The following is a 22,890-nucleotide window of genomic DNA, read 5'->3' as shown; positions in this document are numbered from 1 at the left end:
AATTTGATAGATCAGTAATTGATCCACTTGGAATATTCAGCGACAAAGCATTCGATGATATCTTCCCGGGTCAGATTCTCTATATCATATTCATCGACAGTACCATTGCGAAGTAATATTTCCACCTTACGGATACGTGGCTGCTCTTCATCTGCATGTGCCGGAAAAGCAAAACCGGCCCTTTGGTAGGCCCTACCCCTTATCTCAAAATAGAATTCCTCAACCTGTTCATCAGGGTTTTTGTCGGAGGGAACATAAACTGTCAGAGAGGCGGAATTCATCCCCGTATCATCCACATTGACCTCAACAATCCTGCCATATTTTTCAATTTCCTTTTTCAGGTCGTCATAGGCAGGAAATACCACATGTTTGAAAAAATCCCTCATATTGAGTTCTGCAAATCTGACATTCATTTCCTCCGTAGTCCTTTCCCCGGAGTTTTTCTTTTCCATCTGGAAAATATCCCGCAATTTTTGTTCCCACATATTCATTTGGACCCACCTTCGAAAAGTTCTCCTACCAGTTGTTTAGTTTTATTATCTGATGTATTTTCCGGCGGTTTTTTCTCCGAAGCTATGACCCTGTAGCCATCAACCTCGGTTTTTAATCCCTTCGATATGCTGTAACACATCAGAATTAAAACGACACAGAACGGCAGAGCCGTGGTAAGGGCAGCTGTCTGCAAACCCACAAGCCCCCCTGTCAACAGAAGAACAGCTGCAACAGCACCCTGAAGCAGGGACCAGAATAGCCTCAGGGGAATTGCCGGTTTGGGATCTCCCCCTGAGGAAAGGATGGAAATCACAAGAGAACCCGAATCAGACGATGTGACAAAGAAAGTCATTACGACAATCGTTGCAAGAGCAGAACTTAGCAGAGAACCCGGCAATTTATCCAACAGGACATAAAGGGCAGTCGGAATACTTGTCTGGACAGCATTTACAATACCACCATTGCCAAATACTTCCATATGAATTGCCGTATTACCAAAGACAATAATCCAGATGAAAGTTACAATTGCAGGAGCAAGCAATACTCCCCTGATAAATTCCCTGATTGTGCGCCCCCGGGATACACGTGCAATGAACATGCCAACAAAGGGTGACCAGGAGATCCACCAGCCCCAGTAGAACATGGTCCACATTTTCTGCCATTCGAGGCCAGTGAATGCATCGGTCTGGAATGTAAGATAAACAATGTTTTGCAAATAGTAACCTATACTTTGTACATATGAACCCAAAAGGAAAACAGAAGGACCTACGATAAAGACGAATGTGACAAGGGTAAGACCCAACAGGATATTGACCTGACTCAATATACGTATGCCCCTGTTCAGACCCGACATCACAGAAGTAGTGGCTGCAAGAGTTATGAATACAATCAGCAATATCTGGTTATTTACAGATACCGACATCAGGCCAAGATAATCCATTCCTGCATTGATCTGCATCACACCCAGGCCCAGTGAGGTGGCAACACCAAACAATGTGCCGAAGATGGCCAGTACTTCCACAATATTTCCACGTATTCCATATATCCTGTCACCAAACAATGGATACATTGTAGAGCGAATGGTAAGAGGCATATCATGCCTGTAGGAGAAATATGCAAGGGAAAGCCCCACCACGATATATATTGCCCAGGCATGGAGTCCCCAGTGGAAAAAAGTGAGATTCATCGCTTCAACTGCCGCCTCTATTGTACCCGGTGCGGTGTCCCGGGGAGACGCGAGATGAAGAATTGGTTCTGCAACACTATAGAAAAGCAGCCCTATGCCCATACCCGCACTGAAAAGCATTGCAAACCAGGTTGTGTCCTTATATTCCGGCCGGTCCGAATCCTTGCCCAGCCTTATGTTTCCATAGGGACTGAAATACAACCATACAACAAATAGAAGGAAAAAAGCAACTGATAGAATATAGAACCATCCAAAATTAACCACAATTATATTCTGTAACGATCCAAAAATTACAGATAGTTTTTCTGTAAAAAAGACTCCTATGGATACGAAAAATAACACCAGGACTGCCGATACATAAAAAACATGAGGATTTACCTGAAACCCGGGACTTGCCTTTATCTGCATGTTGCCTCCTATCTATAAGACACAGGCACAGAGACAAATTACAAAAGAGTTTTGATTATATATTTACTGACTCGTATAAAAAGGAGGGAAGGAAAGTAAGAGAGAAAGGGAGTTCAATCATTCATAGAAAAGGGAGTTACTAACTTTGCATAATTCACTTCGTGAATATTCTCATTTTCAGAAATGTCACTCACAAACTGGGCTCCGTTAACTTCGTAGTCGCCCATTCCATAAGTAGTTTCAAATTCTTCTTCCGCTGCAACAGGATCACAGAGATATATTTGGAGTTCGCCGCTTGAATCAAGGAATACTGAAGGATGAACACCGGTTGTTTCATAATCTTCTACTGCACCCCTGAAAACCATTGACATGTAATTAATAGTCTGCATTAATATCATCTCCTCAGTAAGGCTAACTACTCATGGACATGCATATAACATAGATGTACACAAATTAGTCAAAAATAAGCGTATTGATGGATTTATGTGTTCAAAAAATATGGTGTAATAAATATAAATACTGAATAATAATTGATTGAGAAGGTGCATATATGAGAAATATTTTTAAACATGGGGGCATTAGGCATAAGAATCTAAGGCTCTATTATTACGATTAACTATTCAATCCGGGATTATTATGCTTGAAGAGGAATACGATATAAATTTCTTCTACGAAAACGGTTTTATCAGAAAACAGTGCCAAAAATGTGGCAGCTATTTCTGGACCCGTGACAGAGACAGGGACACATGCGGAGATGCACCCTGTGACCCTTATTCATTCATCGACAACCCCGTCTTCAAGAAAAAGTTTAATCTTGCACAGATGAGGGAGTTTTATCTTAGTTACTTTGAAAAAAATGGACACACACGTATCGAAAGATACCCTGTGATAGCACGCTGGAGAAATGATATCTATCTAACTATCGCCTCCATAGCAGATTTCCAGCCCTTTGTAACTTCCGGACAGGTTGCCCCTCCTGCAAACCCACTCACCATATCACAACCATGCATTCGTCTTTCTGACCTGGATGCAGTCGGAAGAAGTGGCCGTCATCTGACTACCTTTGAGATGATGGCACATCACGCATTCAACAAAAAAAGTAATGAGATATACTGGAAAGACCGGACAGTACAACTCTGCGACGGACTGCTCAACGAACTTGGAGTAGACCCCTTCGCTGTAACCTACAAAGAAGAGCCCTGGGCAGGCGGAGGAAACGCCGGCGCATGTGTTGAAGTCCTCATAGGCGGCCTGGAAGTGGCAACCCTTGTGTTTATGAACCTGCAGCAATCCAAAAACGGAGATATCGTTATCAAAGGTGATACCTACAGGAAAATGGACAACTACATCGTGGACACAGGGTACGGTTTGGAAAGGCTGGTATGGGCATCCCAGGGAACCCCTACTGTATACGATGCTATATTCCCCGAAGTTGTCGGGGAACTTATGGAACTGGCAGGTGTGGAGCATCGGCTGGAAGATGAAGATTATGCAAATATTTTATCCCAGAACGCCCGGCTTGCAGGCCTGATGGATGTGAGCGAAAAAGCAAACCTGCTGGAATTGCGCAAACAGGTAGCTTCAAACATAGGAATTACTGCTGACAAACTGGGCACCATAATGGAGCCCGTGGAAACGGCATACGCCATTGCAGACCATGCCCGTTGTATAACATTCATGCTGGGTGACGGAATAATACCTTCAAATGTTAAAGCAGGATATCTTGCAAGACTTGTAATCAGACGTACAATGAAGATGATGCAGGATCTTGACATCAAAATCCCGTTATCCGACATTGTACAGATGCATATCAACCATCTCCCCGAATATCCTGAATTCGCCGACAGATTTGATGTAATAAGTGACATACTGGATAACGAAGAAAAGAAGTTCCAGGAAACCCTGCAGCGTGGGAAGAAACTCATACAAAAATCTGCAAAGCACTACAAAAAGAAGGGAGAAAAAATGCCTCTTGATACTGTTATAGATATGTATGACAGTCATGGCATACCGGCTGAGATCTCCAGAGAAGCTGCCTCTGAAGTTGGAGTGGAAGTCGAACTACCCGACAATTTTTACTCCCTTGTAGCTGAGCGACACAGCAAATCCGTACAGGAACACGAAAAAGAAATCCCCTATGCAGATCGTCTCAAAAAACTTCCTCCTACAAAACGTCTTTTCTATGATGAACCAAACCGAATGGAATTCGAAGCTGTTGTTCTTGATGTTTTTGACAACAATATAGTGCTCGACAGCACACTTCTCTATCCGGAGGGAGGAGGACAGCCGCCAGACCATGGCACATTCATGGTAGATGATGCTTTACTAAAGGTGATCGATGTCCAGATATTTGACGGCATAGTAATCCATACCATAGAAGAAATCGAAGATGAGCTCCATATTCGAAAAGGAGATATGGTTACGGGTAAAGTGGATGAAAAACGTCGCATGGCACATGCAAGAAATCATACTGCGACCCATATAATAAACGATGCAGCCCGGCAGGTGCTGGGAGAACATATATGGCAGGCGGGTGCACAGAAATTCGCCGACCGTGCCAGACTTGATATTTCCCATTACAAAAGGATTGTTCCCGAGGAAATCAATGAGATTGAGATGATTGCAAACCAGATGGTAATGGAGAACAAACGCGTAATAAGTGAGTGGATGGACCGCAGTACAGCCGAAAAAAGATACGGCTTTAGTCTCTACCAGGGTGGAGTACCACCAGGCGACCGCATCCGTGTATTGCATGTAGGAAGCGATATTGAAGCCTGCGCAGGAACCCACTGCACTTTTACAGGCCAGGTAGGCCCTATCAAGATCCTGAAGACAGAACGGATACAGGACGGAGTAGAACGTATTGAATATGCAGCAGGCGAAGCTGCTGTTGTAGCTTTCCAGGAAAGGGATAAACTCCTCAGAAGTTCTGCAGAAACTTTGAGGGTAGCTACCGAACAACTACCTACAACCATTGAACGCTTCTTCACTGAATGGAAGGAATTTAAGAAAGAAAATACCCGGCTCAAGAAAGAACTGGCAGAATCCCGCGTAAACCAATTAGTTGAAAATGCTGAACAGTTAAAAGAGATTCGCCTTATAAATTCAAGAGTCGACGGGGCAGATGCGGATGAACTTACCCGAATGGCAGGAGAACTTGCTTCAAGTGATGATATTGTTGCATTACTCATAAGTGATCATGAAGGTGCCAAAATAGCAGCTGCTGCCGGTGACAGTGCAGTATCAAAGGGAATTAACGTAGGAAATATCGTACGTGAAATAGCAAATCTAACCGGCGGAGGCGGAGGAGGTAAACCTTCAATGGCACGTGGTGGAGGCCAGGATAGTTCAAAGATCGATGAAGGTCTTGCACTGGGTCGCCGGATGGTAGAAGAGCAACTCGGGGATTAAGCAAAGATTGTTTGGGACTTATTATAATATGAACAGAGGTCCCAAACATTAATATTCTAAAACGCCAAATAAAGATATCAGAAGGAGTAGAGGGAAATGTCCGGCGAAGATACCGCAGAGATTATGGATACTTTTCGTGAAGGACTTGCCGACAAGACTACTGTTTTTCTGGCTCCTGCAAGTGTATCCAGTGAAAGGTTAATCTATTTTTATATTCAGTCCATACTGGAAAATGATGATCAAAAACATATAATCTGGCTCTGTCTGAAAAACTCAAGAGACAAGGTAATAGCTAATTTTAGAGATTATGGGATGGAAATTGAAGACCACCTGGATAGAATGTGGTTTATAGATATTGAAGACCCTTCAAAAGAAAAAAAAGAAAATACCCTTTACTATTCTTCCCAGACCGATTATATGAAAATCGGGTCACATACCTCAAAACTATTTTCTGAAATGCCCGGGTCAACAATGGTTATTGATGACCTGAATATCCTTTCAAAGGACAATCTTCAGGTTGTTGAGAATTTCCTGGAATATATCATGTCAAATGTCCACCAGCAGGAGGGAAGCGCTGTATCAATGCTCAACAAAGGCGTTGCTGGTGAAAAAGAAGGCACATTGGCCTCCTTTTTCGATGTTGTCATCGAGATCTCAGATACCGGAGAGATGCATGTTGAAATGGGACTGAAAAGTCTTGATGTGAAATACGTAGTGGAAAAGGGAAAAATAAATCTATACTATATCCAGAAAAAGATCAAAAAAGAAAGGCTAAATATACTTATTGTGGATGATGAACCCGATATTCCCGACCTTTTGAAATTGTCCCTTAAAGATGAACCCTACGATTTTTTGGTTGCATATAACGGGAAAGATGCCATTGAAATTGCAAGAGAAAAAATACCCGACCTTATATTGCTGGATATAATGATGCCAGATATGGACGGTTATGAGGTCGTTGAGACCCTGAAAAAGGAAAGGGACACAAGAGACATTGCAATTATAATGATCACAGCCAAAACAAAAGTAGATGACAAACTAAAGGGAATGGAACTGGGTATTGATGACTATATTTCAAAGCCCTTTGACAAAAGAGAAGTCAATGCCCGTATAAAGATGGTTATGAAACGTTTTGGCTGGAAGCCTCCGGAAGAAAAAGAATAATTTACCCAATTTTCCTTTTATACCTTTTGTGATTTGAATATTATAATTACCACCACAAAAAACATTATTTTTAAAAATCTGATAACCGCACGCCCCTGCAGACCCTACCTAATAAAAAGTACCCAGGTGACAGAATGAAAAAAGAAAAATCATTATATCGCAATCCGTATCTTATAGCCGTACTCTATATCATTGCAATTCTTTTTCTGTACACAGTATATCGTGATCTGATAGCTATAGCTGTTGGCGGGATATTTATTACCATTTTTGGCCTGATGTACGGAGTGCAGGAACATGACAGGGATCTTATATATTACTCCGGTCTTTTTTTATCTGCATCAATCGTGGCAATAATCATAGCAGGCACCTTTGTTTCACTCATTGTATAACTTAAATTGAGTTTGCCGAATAATATTTTGTGGCCATGCTATCCTATAAAAGCCTGTGTTACACATAAGCAAACCTTTAATATAATATTAGACAAGATGTTGTTCGAGATTTGCCGGATATAGATATATTATGCCATCCGGTACTGAATATCAAACTTATTTATTATAATTACCGGAGTGTCCTGATGACGATCCCTAAAGAATATAACCCCCAAGAAGTGGAAAAAAAATGGCAGAATGCCTGGGACATGTCAATGTACCATTTTGATTGGGAAGATGAGAATAAACCCCAGTATATAATAGATACCCCACCCCCCTATCCTACGGGCAATTTCCATATCGGAAATTCCCTTAACTGGTGTTACATCGATTTTGTTGCAAGATACAAACGCATGCAGGGATTCAACGTCATGTTTCCACAGGGATGGGACTGTCACGGCCTTCCCACCGAGGTGAAGGTGGAAGAGATACATGGTATTACTAAAAACCAGGTCCCAAGAGCTGAATTCCGGAAACTCTGCGAAGAACTTACACTTGGGAATATAGAGAAAATGCGCCAGACAATGCGCATGCTGGGTTTTTCGGTGGATTGGAGTAACGAATTCATCACGATGAAACCCGAATACTTCGTGAAAACACAGCGCTCTTTTGTCCAGATGCAAAAACAGGGACGTATCTATCAGGCCGATCATCCGGTGAACTGGTGTCCGCGGTGTGAAACAGCTATTGCCTTTGCAGAAGTCGAATATGAAGCAAGGGACACAAAACTGAATTACCTGAGCTTTGATAAAGTCAGGATTGCCACCACAAGACCTGAATTGTTGGCTGCCTGTGTCGCTGTGGCAATCAATCCCGAAGATGAAAGGTATAAAGAAAATATTGGTGAAAATGTAAAAGTACCTTTATTTGACCATGAAGTGCCTGTAATCGCAGACAAAGAGGTCGATCCGGAATTCGGTACAGGTGTGGTAATGATATGTACCTTCGGTGACAAACAGGATGTACGCTGGTGGATCGAGCACAACCTACCTCTACGTAAGGCTATTGACCGCAATGGATTTATGACAGGTATTGCCGGCAAATACGAAGGAATGAAATCTTCAGAATGCAAGGATGCAATCATACAGGACCTCAAAGAGCAGGGTTACCTTTACGATCAGGACAGCCTTGACCAGAACGTGGGAATGTGCTGGCGTTGCAACACACCGATAGAAATCCTGTCTGAAAGGCAATGGTTTGTCAAAATTGAAAATGACAAAATCCTTGCGACAGCAAATGAGATCAACTGGATTCCCGACTACATGAAGATACGCCTGGAGAACTGGACAAACACCATGGAATGGGATTGGTGTATATCCAGACAGCGTATTTTTGCTACTCCTATACCGGTGTGGTACTGCAAACAATGTGGCAAATCCCTGATCGCAGAAGAGGAGTGGTTGCCTCTAGATCCCACACAGACAAAACCTCCAACACCCTGTGAATGTGGTTCGACTGATTTTGAAGCTGAAGAAGATGTACTGGATACCTGGATGGATTCATCCCTGACAGCCCTGCATGTTACAGGCTGGCTTACAGATCATGAAATGAGATCACCTGCACAGCTGCGACCCCAGGGCCACGATATTATCCGCACGTGGGCATTTTACAGCATACTGCGTTCCAAGGCTCTTCAGGATTCCAGACCCTGGGACTCTATCATGATAAATGGCATGGTGCTAGGGGAAGACGGACACAAGATGAGCAAATCCCGGGGCAACATCATTTCTCCCGAAGAGGTCGTTGATCAGTACAGCTCTGATGCGTTCCGCCAGTGGGCTGCAATCGGAGGTTCGACGGGTTCTGATGTAATGTTCAGATGGAAAGATGTGGTGTCAGGGTCCAGATACTTTAACAAGATGTGGAGCATCTTCCGCTTTTCAATGTCCCATCTGGAAGAATTATTACCCGAAATTCCTGAAGTTGCCACATCCAGCCTGGGCACAGTAGATCGCTGGCTGCTCAGCAAACTCAACAGGCTGATTATTTCCGTAACAGAAAATATGGATAACTACCAGTTCGACGAAGCCTACAAATCCATACGCGGATTTGCCTGGGAAACCCTTGCAGACAACTATATCGAACTTGTCAAAGCCAGACTATATGGAGAGGATGAAACTTCAAAGAAAGCAGCCCGTTATACTCTCTACACAACCCTGGAAACCCTGACCCGCATGCTTGCACCCTTTGCGCCTTTCTTTGCAGAGGAAGTTTATTCCCATATTTCTACAGGCAGCGTCCACCAAACAAAATGGCCCTCTTCAAACAGGGAAATAATCGATGAAACTGCTGAGAAGCAGGGCGAAATAATAAAAGACCTCGCAAGCAGTATCCGCAGGTATAAATCCGATTGTGGTATGGCTCTTAATGCTCCTCTCAAAAAGATCGAGATATATTCTGTAATGGATGATGTTACCGATCTTGAGGGAGCTACAAATTCTGCAGTGGAAGTTATAGAAGGAAAACCTGAATTTGAACATGTGCCCGTCGATGTGAAACCCAACATGGGAATCATCGGACCAAAATTCCGCAAACAGGCTGGCAGTATAATCGCTACCCTGAAAAGCATGGATGCATCCAGGGTTGCACAGATGAAGGAATCCAGATCCATTGATATCGAAGTTGATGGAGAAAAAATAAATCTGGAACCGGAAAGTGTGGAAATAATAAAGGAAGTAACGTCTGCAGGCAGGACCGTGGATGTCCTTGAGGTCAGCGATGTGATGGCAGTAATACTGCGCTAAATTCGCTATTTATTTATTGGAGTACTCTCCTTGTTTCTATGGGGGAGTACCATGGTATATAACACTATATTGATAACTACCGACGGTTCTGAAAATGCACGAAAAGCAGTGCAAAAGGGAATAGAACTGGCAAGGGCTTGTGGCTCAAAGGTCTATGCACTTTATGTAATGGAAATGAATCCTGTAGGCATTACCAGGGAAGCAATACACAGGGACTGGAAAACGGCAATGCAGGTGTCGCTTCCAGAACACATATCTCCGGCCCAATGGCGCGAATTTGCAAAGATTGCCGATGAGAACTGGAAAATTGAGCGCAAGAAACACCTCGAGGAAAAAGCAGAAAATATTCTTTCCTACGTCGAAGAACTCGGGAAAAATAAAGACGTAAATGTCGAAAAAGTACATATCGAAGGCAAACCGGCAAACGAGATCCTTGATTTTGCCTCCGACAAGAAGGTCGACCTGATTGTTATGGGTACATTGGGTATGGGTTCTGACGGGACATTCCGGCTGGGACGTGTAGCAGAAAGAGTAATCCATAATGCCGGCTGTGATGTAATGTCGGTCAGGTGACTCCTGCAAGGTTACTGTATATATTCCACACACCATGAGTTACAAAATCCACCGCAAGAGCTGCGAGGAAAAGCCCGAGTAGCCTGGTGATAACATGTGCTCCGGTGTATCCTATTAATTTATAGAGACGACGGGAATAGTATAGAGTCACAAAACATATACCAAATGTCAGCAGGATTGCCAGCAATACGACTAGTTTATGAGAAATTAAAGGGGATGTACCCGACAGCACGACTACGGTTGTGATTGTTGCAGGTCCTGTCATCAATGGAAGGGCAATGGGGAATATCCAGACATCATCACGGCTGAGGGATTCATGAATTTCCTCTTCCGTTACACTTTCTCCGGATACTCTTGAGAGCAGCATATCAAAAGCTACCTTGAATAACAATATTCCACCAGCCACCCTCAGGGAATCTACACTAATCCCGAAAACATTGAGGATGCCGTGACCGGTAACTGCAAAGAAAATGCATATAGCACAGGCAAGAAGGGTTGCACGGGTTGCTATACTGTTTTTTTCTTCCTGTGTCATGCTGCTTGTAAGAGAGATGAACGTTACGACTGCTCCGATCGGACTCACGATAACGAAGATGCTAACAAAAGAGTAAATAAAGAATGATACAACGTCCATATTCCGCCACTATAGCAATCTGGTATTTAAAAGTGATCCTAAATAAGTTATTTAATTAACATCATTTTCACTGACAGATTCACCACTATCGGATAACTCATCAGATTTTTTATCCTCAATCTCACAGGACTCAGATTCCATTGTTTCCACCATTTGGTTATAATCTTCAAGAATGCTGTCCATGATGGAACGGAGGTGTTCAAGTACCTTGGAATGGAGCAGGCCTTCGGGGGATGATTCCATTTCTCCCGGTTCCGGAGCTTTTTCCAGTGCCTCAACAATCTGCTCTATGTTGCCCAATCGATCCTTTATAGAAGACCAATTATTCTTCTGGATTTCGGCAGATTCGTCAGGAAGGCAGGAAATTTGTTTTTCCACTTTATCCTTTTTATTATCGAAATATTCCAGCGTTTTTCGAGCTTTATCCAGCATTTCAGCCTCTATAGCCTTATCAAAAATGATTTCTTCGGTGGATACCCTGGGAATATAATCCCTATCAGCCCGGAATTCCTCCTCATCCTTTTTATTTTCCCTCAGGGGCGGGATGAATCGTTTACCATTCTTCATGACCCTCTGGTTCATGAATGTAGGGGATACAATTTCGATATCCATCCTATGAAGGGAATCCAGCACTGCCTTCTTAAAATTAGAACGTTCAGTTAGCAAGGCTTTAGTCTCTTTCAGCAGACCCCCCACCTTGTAGGTGACGGAGAAATCCCCCAGCTCAAGAACATGTACGAAAGGATCCTTCAGACCTGTCTCATCAGCCGCCTTTAGAAGGGCTGTTTCAATATCCTGCCGGCATACATCATAACCCAGTGAAACATTAGTAGAGATTATGGTTCCCGACGAGCGGATGGTAGTCAGGGGATTGGACATTATTTTCAGGTTTGGCACGGTGATAAGATCACGATATTCGGACTGAATTCGTGTATAGAGTATAGTTTTGTCCGTCACCCTGCCAAAGATTTCATCGCTTCTTATGTAATCACCCACATAGAATGGTTTGATGAGCCGGATCATTATACCTGACATTCCGTTTGAAACAAAAGTGGTAGAAGAAAGAGCTACCGTAGCACCAACAATAATACCTATCGCACTTACAATAATCTGTTTTGAATCACTGGATATCGGCAGGGAAAATATAACCAGCATCATACCCAGGAATATTATAAGGGTAAAGAAAAGATTCCTTATGAAAGTGTCACCTTTGAAAATCAAAGTTTTCTTGAAAAGATACTGGAGAAGAAGGACCACCAGTAATGTCAATATAACTATTACAATAGTCGAATAAAAATCATCGAACATTACTGCGATACAATATCCCCCTTTAATATTGGAAATAACCAGTATAAGGTATAAAGTCTGTACTTACTTATACCTATACCCAAAACCGATCAGTTAATTCTTTCGACTATTTTCAGGGCCATCTCCACCACATCTGTAGCATTCCTGCCAAGCAGTCTTATCATGGGTTCTTTCCCGACATCGCCTTCATCATATATGACTTCCGGAACCTTACCATATTTTCCTATTGCATAAGCCGTGCCCCAATCCATTGTACTCACATGGGAAGGTTCGTCCTTGCGTTCAAAAGAAGCAATACCAAAACCCATCTGACTACAGGCAGCAAGTACCTCCTTGCTGTACTTAACATTCAGACATGCCCTGATTTCAGGATTGGAATGGATAGCAGCAAGTACCACACTCCCGACGTGTTTACTGGCACCGAACCCAACACACCCTGATGCCACAGGCCTGCCTTTTGAACGGGTTATACGACCGTGTACACCGGCTACATCGGATATTGTTTCAGCCTCAGGGGTTGCCATGGCAATATTGCACCCTACCTCAGGGATAAGTTTTGAAAATGTCTTTTCCGAAATCAAGGTATCAAGTGCATCAGTAGTATTCACAAGGGTATGATATTTTGCAGCTGAATTACGCAGAAAAGCAAGTGAGTCTACAGGGGATACACCCATTCCAACATCGGTACTTCTGGAAATGGCATTTTCTACAAACCTTTTGGCACACCTTGAAGCTTCGGGAACTCTCAATCCATTTGAGAGATAAACAAGCAGAGCCGCCGAATAGGTACAGCCTGAGCCATGAGTTCCTCCTTTAACAAATCGACTTGATATTGTTGTAAATGTGTCATTGTGGGATTCATAGACAAGATCCGAAGCATCAAAATGACCTCCTGTAATTATTACATTATCCACACCGAATTTTGCTATCCTGCGAGCTGCTTTTTGCCCATCTTCCCAGGTGTTTATCGTAACTCCTGACAGGGCTTTTGCCTCATATATATTGGGTGTTACAACGAAAGCCAGAGGCAATAATGTTTCTTTCAGGGTACTAAGAGCAGATTCAGCAAGCAAAGTACCTCCTGCCTCGGCAGTCATTACCGGATCCACAACAAGTTTAAGACGGTGCTTCTTAACCTCTGATGCAACCGCAGCAATGATTTCAGGAGAAGAAAGCATTCCTGTTTTTGCCCATTTTACGTCCATATCCGTACATACCGCATCAATCTGGGAGGATATATGGGATATAGGAACCTCCATTGAATCCTGCAGTCCCATTGTATTCTGGGAGGTGATGCATGTGACAGCACATGTGGGATGCATTCCCAATGCTGAAAAAGTGCGAATGTCTGCTTCTATACCGGCACCTCCGCCGGAATCCGAACCTGCTATCGTAAGGGCCACTTTTGTATTGCTCATATAATTTCACCTGATGATAATTTCTTTGACTGATGCAGAATATCTGCGATAGCTTTATATATAGTATTTGCAACATGTGAGGTTTACATTATTACATGCAAACACCCAATTAAATTAGTTTGGGTAAACTAGATTTAAATATTATACCTACGGGGCAATTCAATATGGGAAACAGACCTCTGGACATACTGAACAACGCATTAAATACAGCCGTAATCGTAAGATTGAAAGGTGCAAGAGAATTTCGTGGAACACTACAGGGATATGACGTTCACATGAATCTGGTGCTGGATGAAGCTGAAGAGATCAAGGAAGGAGAAATAATCCGCAAGATTGGCAGCGTTGTTGTCCGTGGCGATAATGTTGTATACGTATCTCCGTAACATATAAGAATAATCAGGGCAATCAATGATACCCTTCAGAATACTGATTACTACCATCCATATTACAAGGTGATAAATAATGTCAAAAGGTACTCCCTCAAGAGGAAAAAGACAGAAACGTACACATGCTAAATGCAGACGTTGCGGTAGCGTATCTCTTAACATCCATACCAAGCAGTGCACATCCTGCGGATTTGGTAAGACCTCACGTATGAGAAGTTACAAGTGGCAGCGCAAGTGCAAATACTGATTACTCTTATTCCTTTGCTGAGGTGCAAATGAAGGAAGAATGCGGTGTTGTGGGGGTTTTGCTTGACGATACAAAATCCCAATCAAAAACCGCCGCACTTCAGATTTACTATTCTCTCTATGCACTACAGCACAGAGGTCAGGAATCCACCGGCATTACTGTTTACAATGGCGGTACTACCCATTCAATGAAAGGAATGGGACTTGTCCCGGAAGTTTATGCAAGGGAAGACATTGCTAAACTGATAGGTCATGTAGGTATTGGCCATGTACGTTACTCCACAACGGGCCACTCGCGCATAGAAAATTGCCAGCCCCTTATTGTGAATTACAAAAGTGGTACTATAGCTATTGCCCATAATGGAAACCTGGTAAACGGCCATGACCTGCGGGACGAACTGGAATCTGAAGGCAGGATTTTTATTACCGATTCTGACACCGAAGTTATTGCCCACCTTCTGGTCAAGGAACTGCTAAAACACGGACCTGTAGATTCAATCAAAAATGTGATGAACAGGCTTGAAGGGTCATATTCTTTGGCCATAATGATCGATGACCTCCTGATCGCCGCAAGAGACCCGCTTGGAATCAAACCTCTCTGCATAGGAAAAACTGACCTTGGGCTGGTAGTGGCATCCGAAAGTGTTGCCATTGATACATTAAACGGCAAGCTTATCCGGGACGTAAGACCCGGAGAAGTCGTTGTATTAAAAGATGGTGAAGTAGAAAGTCATCAGGTATACAATACCACACATGCAGCACATTGTGTTTTTGAATACATCTATTTTGCAAGACCTGACTCTGTAATTGATGGCCAGCTTGTCTACAAAGTAAGGGAACGTATTGGAAGGGAACTTGCAAAAGAACATCCTGTTGAAGCGGATATTATTTCCCCGGTACCTGATTCGGGCATAACTTCTGCTGTCGGATATACACGGGAATCGGGCATCCAGTATCAGGAAGGTTTGATGAAAAATCGTTATATTGGCAGGACCTTTATTCTTCCAGGCCAGGAAATGAGGGAAACAGCTGTCAGGCTCAAGATGAACACTATTGCAGAAAACATAGAGGAAAAAAGGGTAGTACTCATCGATGACAGTGTTGTAAGGGGAACTACTTCCCGAAGAATAATCAATATGATAAAGGATGCTGGTGCCAGGGAAGTACATGCAAGAATTGGAAGCCCCGCTATAATTGCCCCCTGCTATATGGGGATTGATATGGCCACCCGTGATGAATTAATCGCGTCCAACAACAAAGTGGAGAATATCTGTAATACCATACACGCAGATTCCCTTGGCTACCTCAGTGTAGATGGACTGGTCAGAGCCATAGGTATTGACAAAGAGGACCTGTGTATGGGATGTCTGACTGAAGTATATCCTCTGGAAATTCCCGGGGAAAAATGTCAGTGCAGGCAAACCCGGCTTAATCAATTCTAAACCGATTTACTTTTTTACAAATGCAGGATACAAAAGCAAACCTGCATAACCCAGAATAATACCTGCTATTGCACCTGCTACAACATCCGAAGGATAATGTACACCTACTGTAATACGGCTGATTCCCATCATCATGGCAAATATCCAGAACATATAACTTGATTTGCCTGACACTGGATGCAAAAAAGTGGCAGTTCCAAAAGCCAGTGCTGTGTGGCCGCTGGGGAATGAATTACCGGCTGCTTCCACCAGGATACGTCCTGTTTCTGGTCTGGGAACCATGAATAACGATTTCATCCCATAAACAACCAGCCATATTATTAACAAAAGTGACAAGTAATAGACTGCATAGGACTTACCTTTAAATATATATAGAAATGCAGCGATTAACAACCATATAAACAGATTTCCCGCTATTGTCAGGGGAACCATGATAAAGTCAAGAGCCTCAATGGAATTTATGTAATGAAATAATTGTAAATCAAACTCCTAAAATGGCATTGACAGAAGATTGTAAGCCAGATATAAACAATTTTGCAGGATAATCGCTGTGAAAACATGCAAAATAATTCAAATTCCTGGGACTTCTGGATCGACAGGGGCGGTACCTTCACCGACATCGTCGCCCTGAAACCAGAAGGGAAGCTCCTGACACACAAACTCCTGTCCGACAATCCCGAACAATACGAAGACGCTGCTATAGAAGGAATCCGACAGGTCCTGAATCTCAGAAAAGATGAAACCCTTCCTGCAGAAAAAATTACATCTATCCGCATGGGAACCACTGTAGGAACGAATGCACTGCTTGAGCGCAGGGGAGAGCCTACAGTTCTTGTAATAACGGAAGGATTCCGGGACATCCTGAAAATCGGATACCAGAACCGCCCCTCTATATTTGCACTTGATATCAAAAAACCCAAAGTTCTCTATGAAGAAGTTATTGAAGCCAGGGAAAGGTACAGCTCAGACGGAACAATAGTAAATCCTCTGGACTGTGACGATATCAAAGAAAAACTTATGGAATATTACAATAAGGGGTACCGCTCTGTCGCAGTTGCCCTCATGCATTCATTTCGCTATCATGCTCACGAAGAACAAATCGAAAAAATTGCACATAATGCAGGATATACCAATATATCCCTCTCTCATCGCACAAGCCCGTTAAGCAAGCTGGTTGCCCGGGCAGAAACAACAGTTGTGGATGCATACCTGTCCCCGGTGCTGGAACATTATGTAAATCTGGTTCGCAACAAACTCAATGACCAGAAAAAATCGACTGATCTTTTCTTCATGCAATCCAGCGGCGGACTTGTAGATGGAGACAGATTCCGGGGCAAAGACAGTATACTCTCGGGACCAGCAGGCGGTATCGTAGGATCGGCAGAAGTCTGCAGGACGGCAGGGTTTGACCGCGTAATCAGTTTTGATATGGGAGGGACATCCACCGATGTAGCCCATTACAGGGGAGAAATGGAACGAACCCTCGAATCCACCATCTCGGGAACACATCTGCACACTCCCATGCTGAACATACATACAGTTGCCGCAGGCGGTGGATCAATTCTGCATTTTGAAGATGGAAGGTTCCAGACAGGACCCGATTCTGCAGGTGCTGACCCCGGACCCGCCTGCTACAGGAAAGGTGGTCCACTTACAGTTACTGACTGTAACGTGATGCTGGGCAAGATCAGCCCACAGAATTTCCCCCAAATTTTCGGCGAGAATGCAGACTTACCCCTTGACAGAAATATTGTTGTGGAAAATTTTCGTGAACTTGCAGAAGAAATAAAGCTGCAAACCGGCAAAAGCATGAATCCGGAGGAAGTCGCCGAAGGTTTCCTGAAGGTGGCTGTAGAAAATATGGCCAATGCCATCAAGCATATTTCGGTGAAACGAGGGTATCATCTTGAAGATTATATTCTCTGTTGTTTCGGAGGTGCGGGAGCCCAACATGCGGGTCTTGTAGCTGATTCTCTGGGTATTGGAAAAATACTGATTCATCCCTTTGCAGGAGTACTGTCAGCTTACGGGATGGGACTTGCAGACAGACGGGTGATCGAGGAGAAGGCTCTGGAAAAGTATCTTGAAGAGGGAATTGAAAAGGAACTGGCGGATGTTACAAAAAACCTTTTTGAAAAAGGAATGGAACGCATGCTTGCAACAGGTGACAGGAATATTGACATCGAAAAAGTGGAAAGGGTGCGCCTGAAATATGAAGGTACTGAAACTACTTTTGATGTGCCATGTGGACCTATAGACGAAATGATAAAAATTTTTCACAGCCTGCATACAGAACGTTTTGGTTTTGTTAGCGAAAATAGAAAACTGGTCGTGGATTCTGCCTATGTGGAAATTATCGGCAAGAGCAAGACGCCTGCAGAAAAAACCCATTTATTAACAGATAAAAGCCCAAACCCTGCGTCTTCAAAGGAAGTTTACATGGAAGGGAGATGGCACAGGATACCTTTGTTCACAAGAGATGTTCTCAAACCCGGCAATCGGATTACAGGGCCTGCCCTAATCATGGAAAATACAACTACTATTATACTGGAAAGTAAATGGCAGGCTTCCGTGACAGAACACAATCATTTGCTGCTGGAAAAAAGGATAACAAAGCCCAGAGCGGATATTGGTATTGAAGTCGATCCCGTCATGCTTGAGATATTCAATAACCGTTTCATGTCGGTCGCCGAGCAGATGGGATACAGGTTACGCAATGCAGCCCATTCGGTAAATATTAAGGAAAGACTGGATTTCTCATGCGCAATCTTTGATGGCAGCGGTAATCTTGTTGCAAATGCGCCCCACATCCCGGTACACTTGGGCTCAATGGAAGATGCAGTAAAAGAGGTGATCCGCAATCATGAAAATGATTTCAGCGAAGGTGATACATACATTATCAATTCCCCCTATCATGGAGGGACCCATCTCCCTGATATTACCGCAGTTTCCCCGCTTATTAGCAATGGAAAACCACAATTTTACGTCGCATCCAGAGGCCACCATGGGGATATCGGCGGGATCACTCCGGGTTCCATGCCACCATTAAGCACAAGGATAGAGGAAGAGGGAGTCCTTATTGAAGAATTCAAAATTACAGAGCAAGGAAAATTCCGGGAAGAAAAATTGCTTGAACTTTTCAACCAGGCAACATATCCCCCTCGAAATCCCGAACAGAACATCGCAGACCTCAAAGCACAGATTGCTGCCAACCAGAAAGGAATAGAAGAACTCAGAAAACTTGTTGATACCTATTCCCTGAAAACCATTACTGCATACATGCAACACGTACAGGATAATGCCGAAAAGGCAGTGGAAAAAGTAATTGATGTTTTAGAAGACGGAAACTTTGAGTACAGGCTGGATGATGACAGTAAAATTGCGGTACGGGTAAGAATTGACAGGGATAACACAAAAGCAATTATAGATTTTACACACACTTCGCCTCAAACAAAAAGCAATTTCAATGCACCGTCTGCAGTCTGCAAAGCTGCGGTACTTTACGTATTCAGGACACTTGTGCAGGATGACATTCCGCTTAACTCGGGCTGTCTCAGACCTATTACGATAATCATTCCCGAAAATTCGATGCTTAATCCGTCATATCCTGCAGCTGTTGTAGCCGGCAATGTCGAAACTTCCCAATACATCGTGGATTGTCTCTACGGAGCCCTCGGTACACTTGCACCGTCCCAGGGAACAATGAATAATTTTACATTCGGCAATGACAGATTCCAGTATTATGAGACCATCTGTGGAGGGGCAGGAGCAGGCAATGGTTTTGATGGAGAAGATGCGGTGCAGACACACATGACAAATTCCCTGATAACAGATCCTGAAATCATGGAATTACGTTTTCCTGTGAGAATAGAAGAATTCAATATTCGGAGGGGTAGCGGAGGAAAAGGAAAATTTCAGGGAGGCAACGGTGTACTCAGAAAGATACATTTTCTCAAAAAAATGAAGGCAGCAATTCTTTCCAGTCACAGGAAATACCCACCAGAAGGAATGGCAGGCGGGGGAAATGCAAGCACCGGCGAAAACCTCCTAAAAAGGAAAAGTGGGGAAACTATTGAACTCGCAGCAGCTGATGAAATCGAAGTGGAAGAAGGAGATACATTCATTATTAAAACTCCCGGAGGAGGGGGCTATGGAAACAGGGAATGAAAAAAGATGCCCCCTTCCAGTACCGTTACATGTACCTGCTGATGGTGAAGCGGGTTGTTTCTGGGAAGACAGAAAAGACCGCCATCACTGTGGCATTGACCTATATGCAGAAAAAGGAACCCCGGTTTTCGCCATAGAGGAAGGGGAAGTTGTAGAAATTGGAATCATGACTTCACCCTCAATGATAGAGTACTGGAATAAAACCTACCATCTAATAATCCGGGGAAACTCCGGGACATATTATAAATACGGGGAAATGGACATGACCATTCCGGAAAAAGGTACAAGGGTCAAAAAATATGACCAGATTGGAGAAGTCGGGCAGGTACTCAACCCTGCGATGATAAACAGCACATCACCACGATACATCCAGGCACTCAAAGAAAAAAATCCTGCCATGCTGCATTTTGAAATCTGGGAAGAATACCCTGTTACAGATCATAAATTGTATCTGGGAGGTAACTGGTTCGGGTCCAAAAAACCTCCAGGCCTCTTGAATCCCCTGCATTATTTACATCAATAAAAATCAATTGATAAGATATTAATATTATTGAATTTCATGATAAAGGCATGCCAGAGGAAGACGAAACCTGCCAGGTTAATGTTAAGGGAGTTTACCTGATGAAAATGGATGAGGGAATAGCACCGACTGTCATCCTCGAAAGTCCGGCCGGAAAAATAATGCCGATTTATATCGGGCATCTGGAAGCCCTGTCCATAAATAATGCATTAAACAGTGAAACTACACCACGCCCAATGACCCATGACCTTTTGATGTCCATCCTCTCAAGAATGGAAGGTAAAGTTGAAAACGTATTGATTGACGAAAAGGCAGAAGGAGTCTTTTACGCCCGTCTGACTTTGAGCAAAAATGATGTAAAAATGGAATTCGATGCAAGACCCAGTGATTGTATCGCCCTTGCCCTGCGAGCAGATGTTCCAATCAACATCAAAGATGAAATCCTGGAAAATGACATAATAAGTCCCGAAAAACTGGACGGTGCGAAATCATTCGAATCTCTTCTTTAAATGGCTCAAAAATAAGAAGCAAGCGTTGTCTGAGACGATACTTCCTGTAACCCGGCAACCCTAACTCCAATACGGCGAATGGCCGATTTGTTTTCCTCAAGGAAGGTTGTTAACAATTTGTCCAGATTTGACCTCAGAATTTCTTTCTCAGCAACCGCCCTCTGAAGGGTATGATTACGAGTTTGGGTTTTGAAATCAGATGTGATTACGATCAGTGTAACCTGACGGAAAGAAACGCCTCTTTCAATGGTCTTTCTGATCACATCATCGGCAAGGTTATCCAGAACTGGCATTATCAGATCATACTCCGATGAATTTTCCGGTAAAGTGGCTATCCTTCCAATTTGCTCACTGCCTTCCCGCTGCCTGACAGGAGACTCATCCATCCCCTGTGCCGCTTTTTTGAGCCATGAGCCTTTCTTTTTACCAAAAGCATCTGTAAGAGACACAATATCCGAAGAAGCAAGTTGCCCCACTTTTTTTATGCCCATCTGTTCAAGCCTGCCGGCTGTGACATCCCCCACACCCCAGAGTTGAGAAGGAGTCCGATCTTCCAGAAATGGTTTTACATCATGTTGTGAAATGACAGTAATTCCATTGGGTTTATTTTCCGAGGATGCCATTTTAGCAATGAGTTTGTTGGGGCCAATCCCCACAGAACAGGTCAGCTGTTCTTTTTCCAGAATCTTTTGTTTAATATCTTCACCCAATTTAAGGGCACATTCAAAATCATCGTTACAGTTTGCCGTAACTTCGATGAATGCCTCATCTATACTTATCTGCTCAAAAGATTCATCACTATCCGCATGAGAGCGCAGTACTTCCATGATACTGTCAGAAACTTCAGTGTAAAACTCTTTTCTTACAGGAAGAAAAACAGCATCCTGATTCAGTTTAATGGCTCTGGAACATGGCATACCGGATTTTATACCATATTTGCGGGCTGTATAATTGGAAGTACTTACCGAGCCTCTGTGCTCCCCTCTACCCGAATACATGCAGACCACTACAGACCTGCCCCTAAGAGAAGGGTCTTCACGCTCCTCGACAGCAGCATAGAAGTAGTCCATGTCTACGTGGACAACAATACGTGACATAATAAAAAGAGAGGCTTTTTAGATTTGTATAGTTTGTGGAAAAAATGGATTCACACTCTTGTTGTTACATATAGGTCTGAATGAAATGAACTATAAGGAGAGGAGATATCAAACCAAACTCGAGGGGCAGAGGTGATTTACAACACATTTCCCACAGGCGGGCTTGCGGGCAAAACATATGTTCCTGCCATGTAATATCAATGTCAGGGAAAAATCGTCCCATTCATTCCTGTCAACAAGCTCCATCAGATCCCGTTCAATTTTGACAGGATCCTTATTTACAGTAAAACCCAGGCGTGTAGCAAGACGTTTGACATGAGTGTCCACAGCAATTCCCGCTTTTACACCAAAACCTCTTGCAAGCACTATATTAGCGGTCTTGCGGGCCACCCCGGGGAGTTTTAACAGGTCTTCCATCGTGGACGGAACTTCACCATCAAAGTCCTCGATAATAACTCTGGCACTCTGTTGCAGGTGTTTGGCCTTGTTGCGGTAAAAACCTGTGGAATAGATATCCTTTTCCAGTTCACTGATGTCCGCATCCGCATAATCAAAGACCGAACGGTATTTCCTGAACAACTCACGTGTGACTTTATTGATCTGCACATCCGTACTCTGGGCCGACAGGATAGTGGCTACAAGCAGTTGGAGCGGGGTTTTGAAATGCAGAGCAGGTTGGGGATCAGGATATTCTTTTTTAAGAAGTCCCCATATTTGAGGGAAATTAGAAAGATTGTTTGCTGTCATAGAAAAAGGG

20 protein-coding genes are annotated in these 22,890 nt (G+C 43.4%); 11 read left to right on the top strand and 9 right to left on the bottom strand.

The features are described from left to right. Positions 1–11: 11 nt before the first annotated feature. The 3 genes from MMAH_RS01840 to MMAH_RS01830 form a co-directional block, all read right to left on the bottom strand. Positions 12–491 carry a hypothetical protein gene (locus MMAH_RS01840; protein WP_013036848.1) on the bottom strand — a complete coding sequence of 160 codons (480 nt, stop codon included), beginning with the start codon at positions 489–491 and terminating at the stop codon, positions 12–14. Continuing rightward, positions 488–2,086 carry a BCCT family transporter gene (locus tag MMAH_RS01835; protein ID WP_013036847.1) on the bottom strand — a complete coding sequence of 533 codons (1,599 nt, stop codon included), beginning with the start codon at positions 2,084–2,086 and terminating at the stop codon, positions 488–490. Before MMAH_RS01835 ends, MMAH_RS01840 begins: the two co-directional genes overlap by 4 nt. 113 nt (positions 2,087–2,199) lie before the next feature. Further along, entirely contained in the window at positions 2,200–2,475 is a 276-nt protein-coding gene (locus tag MMAH_RS01830; RefSeq protein ID WP_013036846.1) for a hypothetical protein, read from the bottom strand. A 247-nt stretch (positions 2,476–2,722) separates the two neighbouring features. On the opposite strand from MMAH_RS01830, the gene alaS reads away from it, so the two are divergent. The 5 genes from alaS (at position 2,723) to MMAH_RS01805 (ending at position 10,406) form a co-directional block, all read left to right on the top strand. Next, positions 2,723–5,497, top strand: coding sequence for an alanine--tRNA ligase (gene alaS / locus MMAH_RS01825; RefSeq protein WP_013036845.1), 2,775 nt, complete (start codon positions 2,723–2,725; stop codon positions 5,495–5,497). A gap of 96 nt (positions 5,498–5,593) precedes the next feature. Then, positions 5,594–6,661, top strand: coding sequence for a response regulator transcription factor (locus tag MMAH_RS01820; RefSeq protein WP_013036844.1), 1,068 nt, complete (start codon positions 5,594–5,596; stop codon positions 6,659–6,661). A gap of 134 nt (positions 6,662–6,795) precedes the next feature. Further along, positions 6,796–7,050 carry a hypothetical protein gene (locus MMAH_RS01815; RefSeq protein WP_013036843.1) on the top strand — a complete coding sequence of 85 codons (255 nt, stop codon included), beginning with the start codon at positions 6,796–6,798 and terminating at the stop codon, positions 7,048–7,050. Positions 7,051–7,235: 185 nt separating this feature from the next. After that, positions 7,236–9,833 carry a valine--tRNA ligase gene (locus tag MMAH_RS01810; protein ID WP_013036842.1) on the top strand — a complete coding sequence of 866 codons (2,598 nt, stop codon included), beginning with the start codon at positions 7,236–7,238 and terminating at the stop codon, positions 9,831–9,833. Positions 9,834–9,884: 51 nt separating this feature from the next. Next, positions 9,885–10,406, top strand: a complete 522-nt coding sequence (locus tag MMAH_RS01805) for a universal stress protein (protein ID WP_013036841.1) — start codon at positions 9,885–9,887, stop codon at positions 10,404–10,406. Here MMAH_RS01805 and MMAH_RS01800 read toward each other — a convergent pair. The 3 genes from MMAH_RS01800 to thiD form a co-directional block, all read right to left on the bottom strand. After that, on the bottom strand, positions 10,399–11,040 hold the full coding sequence (locus MMAH_RS01800; protein WP_013036840.1) for a MarC family protein: 642 nt from the start codon (positions 11,038–11,040) through the stop codon (positions 10,399–10,401). The two genes, MMAH_RS01805 and MMAH_RS01800, sit on opposite strands and share 8 nt — an antisense overlap. A 51-nt stretch (positions 11,041–11,091) precedes the next feature. Then, on the bottom strand, positions 11,092–12,348 hold the full coding sequence (locus MMAH_RS01795; RefSeq protein WP_013036839.1) for a mechanosensitive ion channel family protein: 1,257 nt from the start codon (positions 12,346–12,348) through the stop codon (positions 11,092–11,094). 89 nt (positions 12,349–12,437) lie between these two features. Beyond that, on the bottom strand, positions 12,438–13,766 hold the full coding sequence (thiD, locus tag MMAH_RS01790) for a bifunctional hydroxymethylpyrimidine kinase/phosphomethylpyrimidine kinase (RefSeq protein ID WP_013036838.1): 1,329 nt from the start codon (positions 13,764–13,766) through the stop codon (positions 12,438–12,440). A 164-nt stretch (positions 13,767–13,930) separates the two neighbouring features. Between thiD and MMAH_RS01785 the strand changes: the two genes are divergently transcribed. The 3 genes from MMAH_RS01785 (at position 13,931) to purF (ending at position 15,840) form a co-directional block, all read left to right on the top strand. Next, positions 13,931–14,149: an LSm family protein gene (locus MMAH_RS01785; RefSeq protein WP_013036837.1), complete on the top strand. Its 219-nt coding sequence runs from the start codon at positions 13,931–13,933 to the stop codon at positions 14,147–14,149. Positions 14,150–14,228: 79 nt separating this feature from the next. Next, a complete protein-coding gene (locus MMAH_RS10270) occupies positions 14,229–14,399 on the top strand; it encodes a 50S ribosomal protein L37e (RefSeq protein WP_072358969.1) in 171 nt (56 codons plus the stop codon). Between the two features lie 28 nt (positions 14,400–14,427). After that, entirely contained in the window at positions 14,428–15,840 is a 1,413-nt protein-coding gene (purF, locus tag MMAH_RS01780) for an amidophosphoribosyltransferase (protein WP_013036836.1), read from the top strand. A gap of 6 nt (positions 15,841–15,846) precedes the next feature. Here purF and MMAH_RS10265 read toward each other — a convergent pair whose 3' ends face one another. Next, entirely contained in the window at positions 15,847–16,272 is a 426-nt protein-coding gene (locus tag MMAH_RS10265) for a phosphatase PAP2 family protein (RefSeq protein ID WP_013036835.1), read from the bottom strand. A gap of 126 nt (positions 16,273–16,398) precedes the next feature. Here MMAH_RS10265 and MMAH_RS01770 point away from each other — a divergent pair, with 126 nt between their 5' ends. From MMAH_RS01770 to MMAH_RS01760, 3 genes are read left to right on the top strand one after another with little or no spacing between them, the layout of a single operon-like run. Beyond that, a complete protein-coding gene (locus MMAH_RS01770; RefSeq protein ID WP_013036834.1) occupies positions 16,399–20,007 on the top strand; it encodes a hydantoinase B/oxoprolinase family protein in 3,609 nt (1,202 codons plus the stop codon). Further along, positions 19,991–20,530, top strand: a complete 540-nt coding sequence (locus tag MMAH_RS01765; RefSeq protein ID WP_013036833.1) for a M23 family metallopeptidase — start codon at positions 19,991–19,993, stop codon at positions 20,528–20,530. The genes MMAH_RS01770 and MMAH_RS01765 overlap by 17 nt, the downstream gene beginning before the upstream one ends. A gap of 47 nt (positions 20,531–20,577) precedes the next feature. Then, positions 20,578–21,036, top strand: a complete 459-nt coding sequence (locus tag MMAH_RS01760; protein ID WP_013036832.1) for a bifunctional nuclease family protein — start codon at positions 20,578–20,580, stop codon at positions 21,034–21,036. A 5-nt stretch (positions 21,037–21,041) separates the two neighbouring features. Here the strand turns inward: MMAH_RS01760 and dinB are convergent, their stop codons facing one another. Both dinB and nth read right to left on the bottom strand, forming a co-directional pair. Beyond that, complete coding sequence (gene dinB, locus MMAH_RS01755) at positions 21,042–22,133, bottom strand: DNA polymerase IV (RefSeq protein ID WP_013036831.1); 1,092 nt, start codon at positions 22,131–22,133, stop codon at positions 21,042–21,044. 108 nt (positions 22,134–22,241) lie between these two features. Continuing rightward, positions 22,242–22,880, bottom strand: a complete 639-nt coding sequence (nth, locus tag MMAH_RS01750; RefSeq protein WP_013036830.1) for an endonuclease III — start codon at positions 22,878–22,880, stop codon at positions 22,242–22,244. Positions 22,881–22,890 lie beyond the last annotated feature (10 nt).

The sequence above is a fragment of the Methanohalophilus mahii DSM 5219 genome (assembly GCF_000025865.1).
Taxonomy (GTDB): Archaea; Halobacteriota; Methanosarcinia; order Methanosarcinales; family Methanosarcinaceae; genus Methanohalophilus; species Methanohalophilus mahii.
The sequence above is the reverse complement of the archived record's forward strand: the minus strand, read 5'-3'. Positions and strand labels throughout refer to the sequence as shown.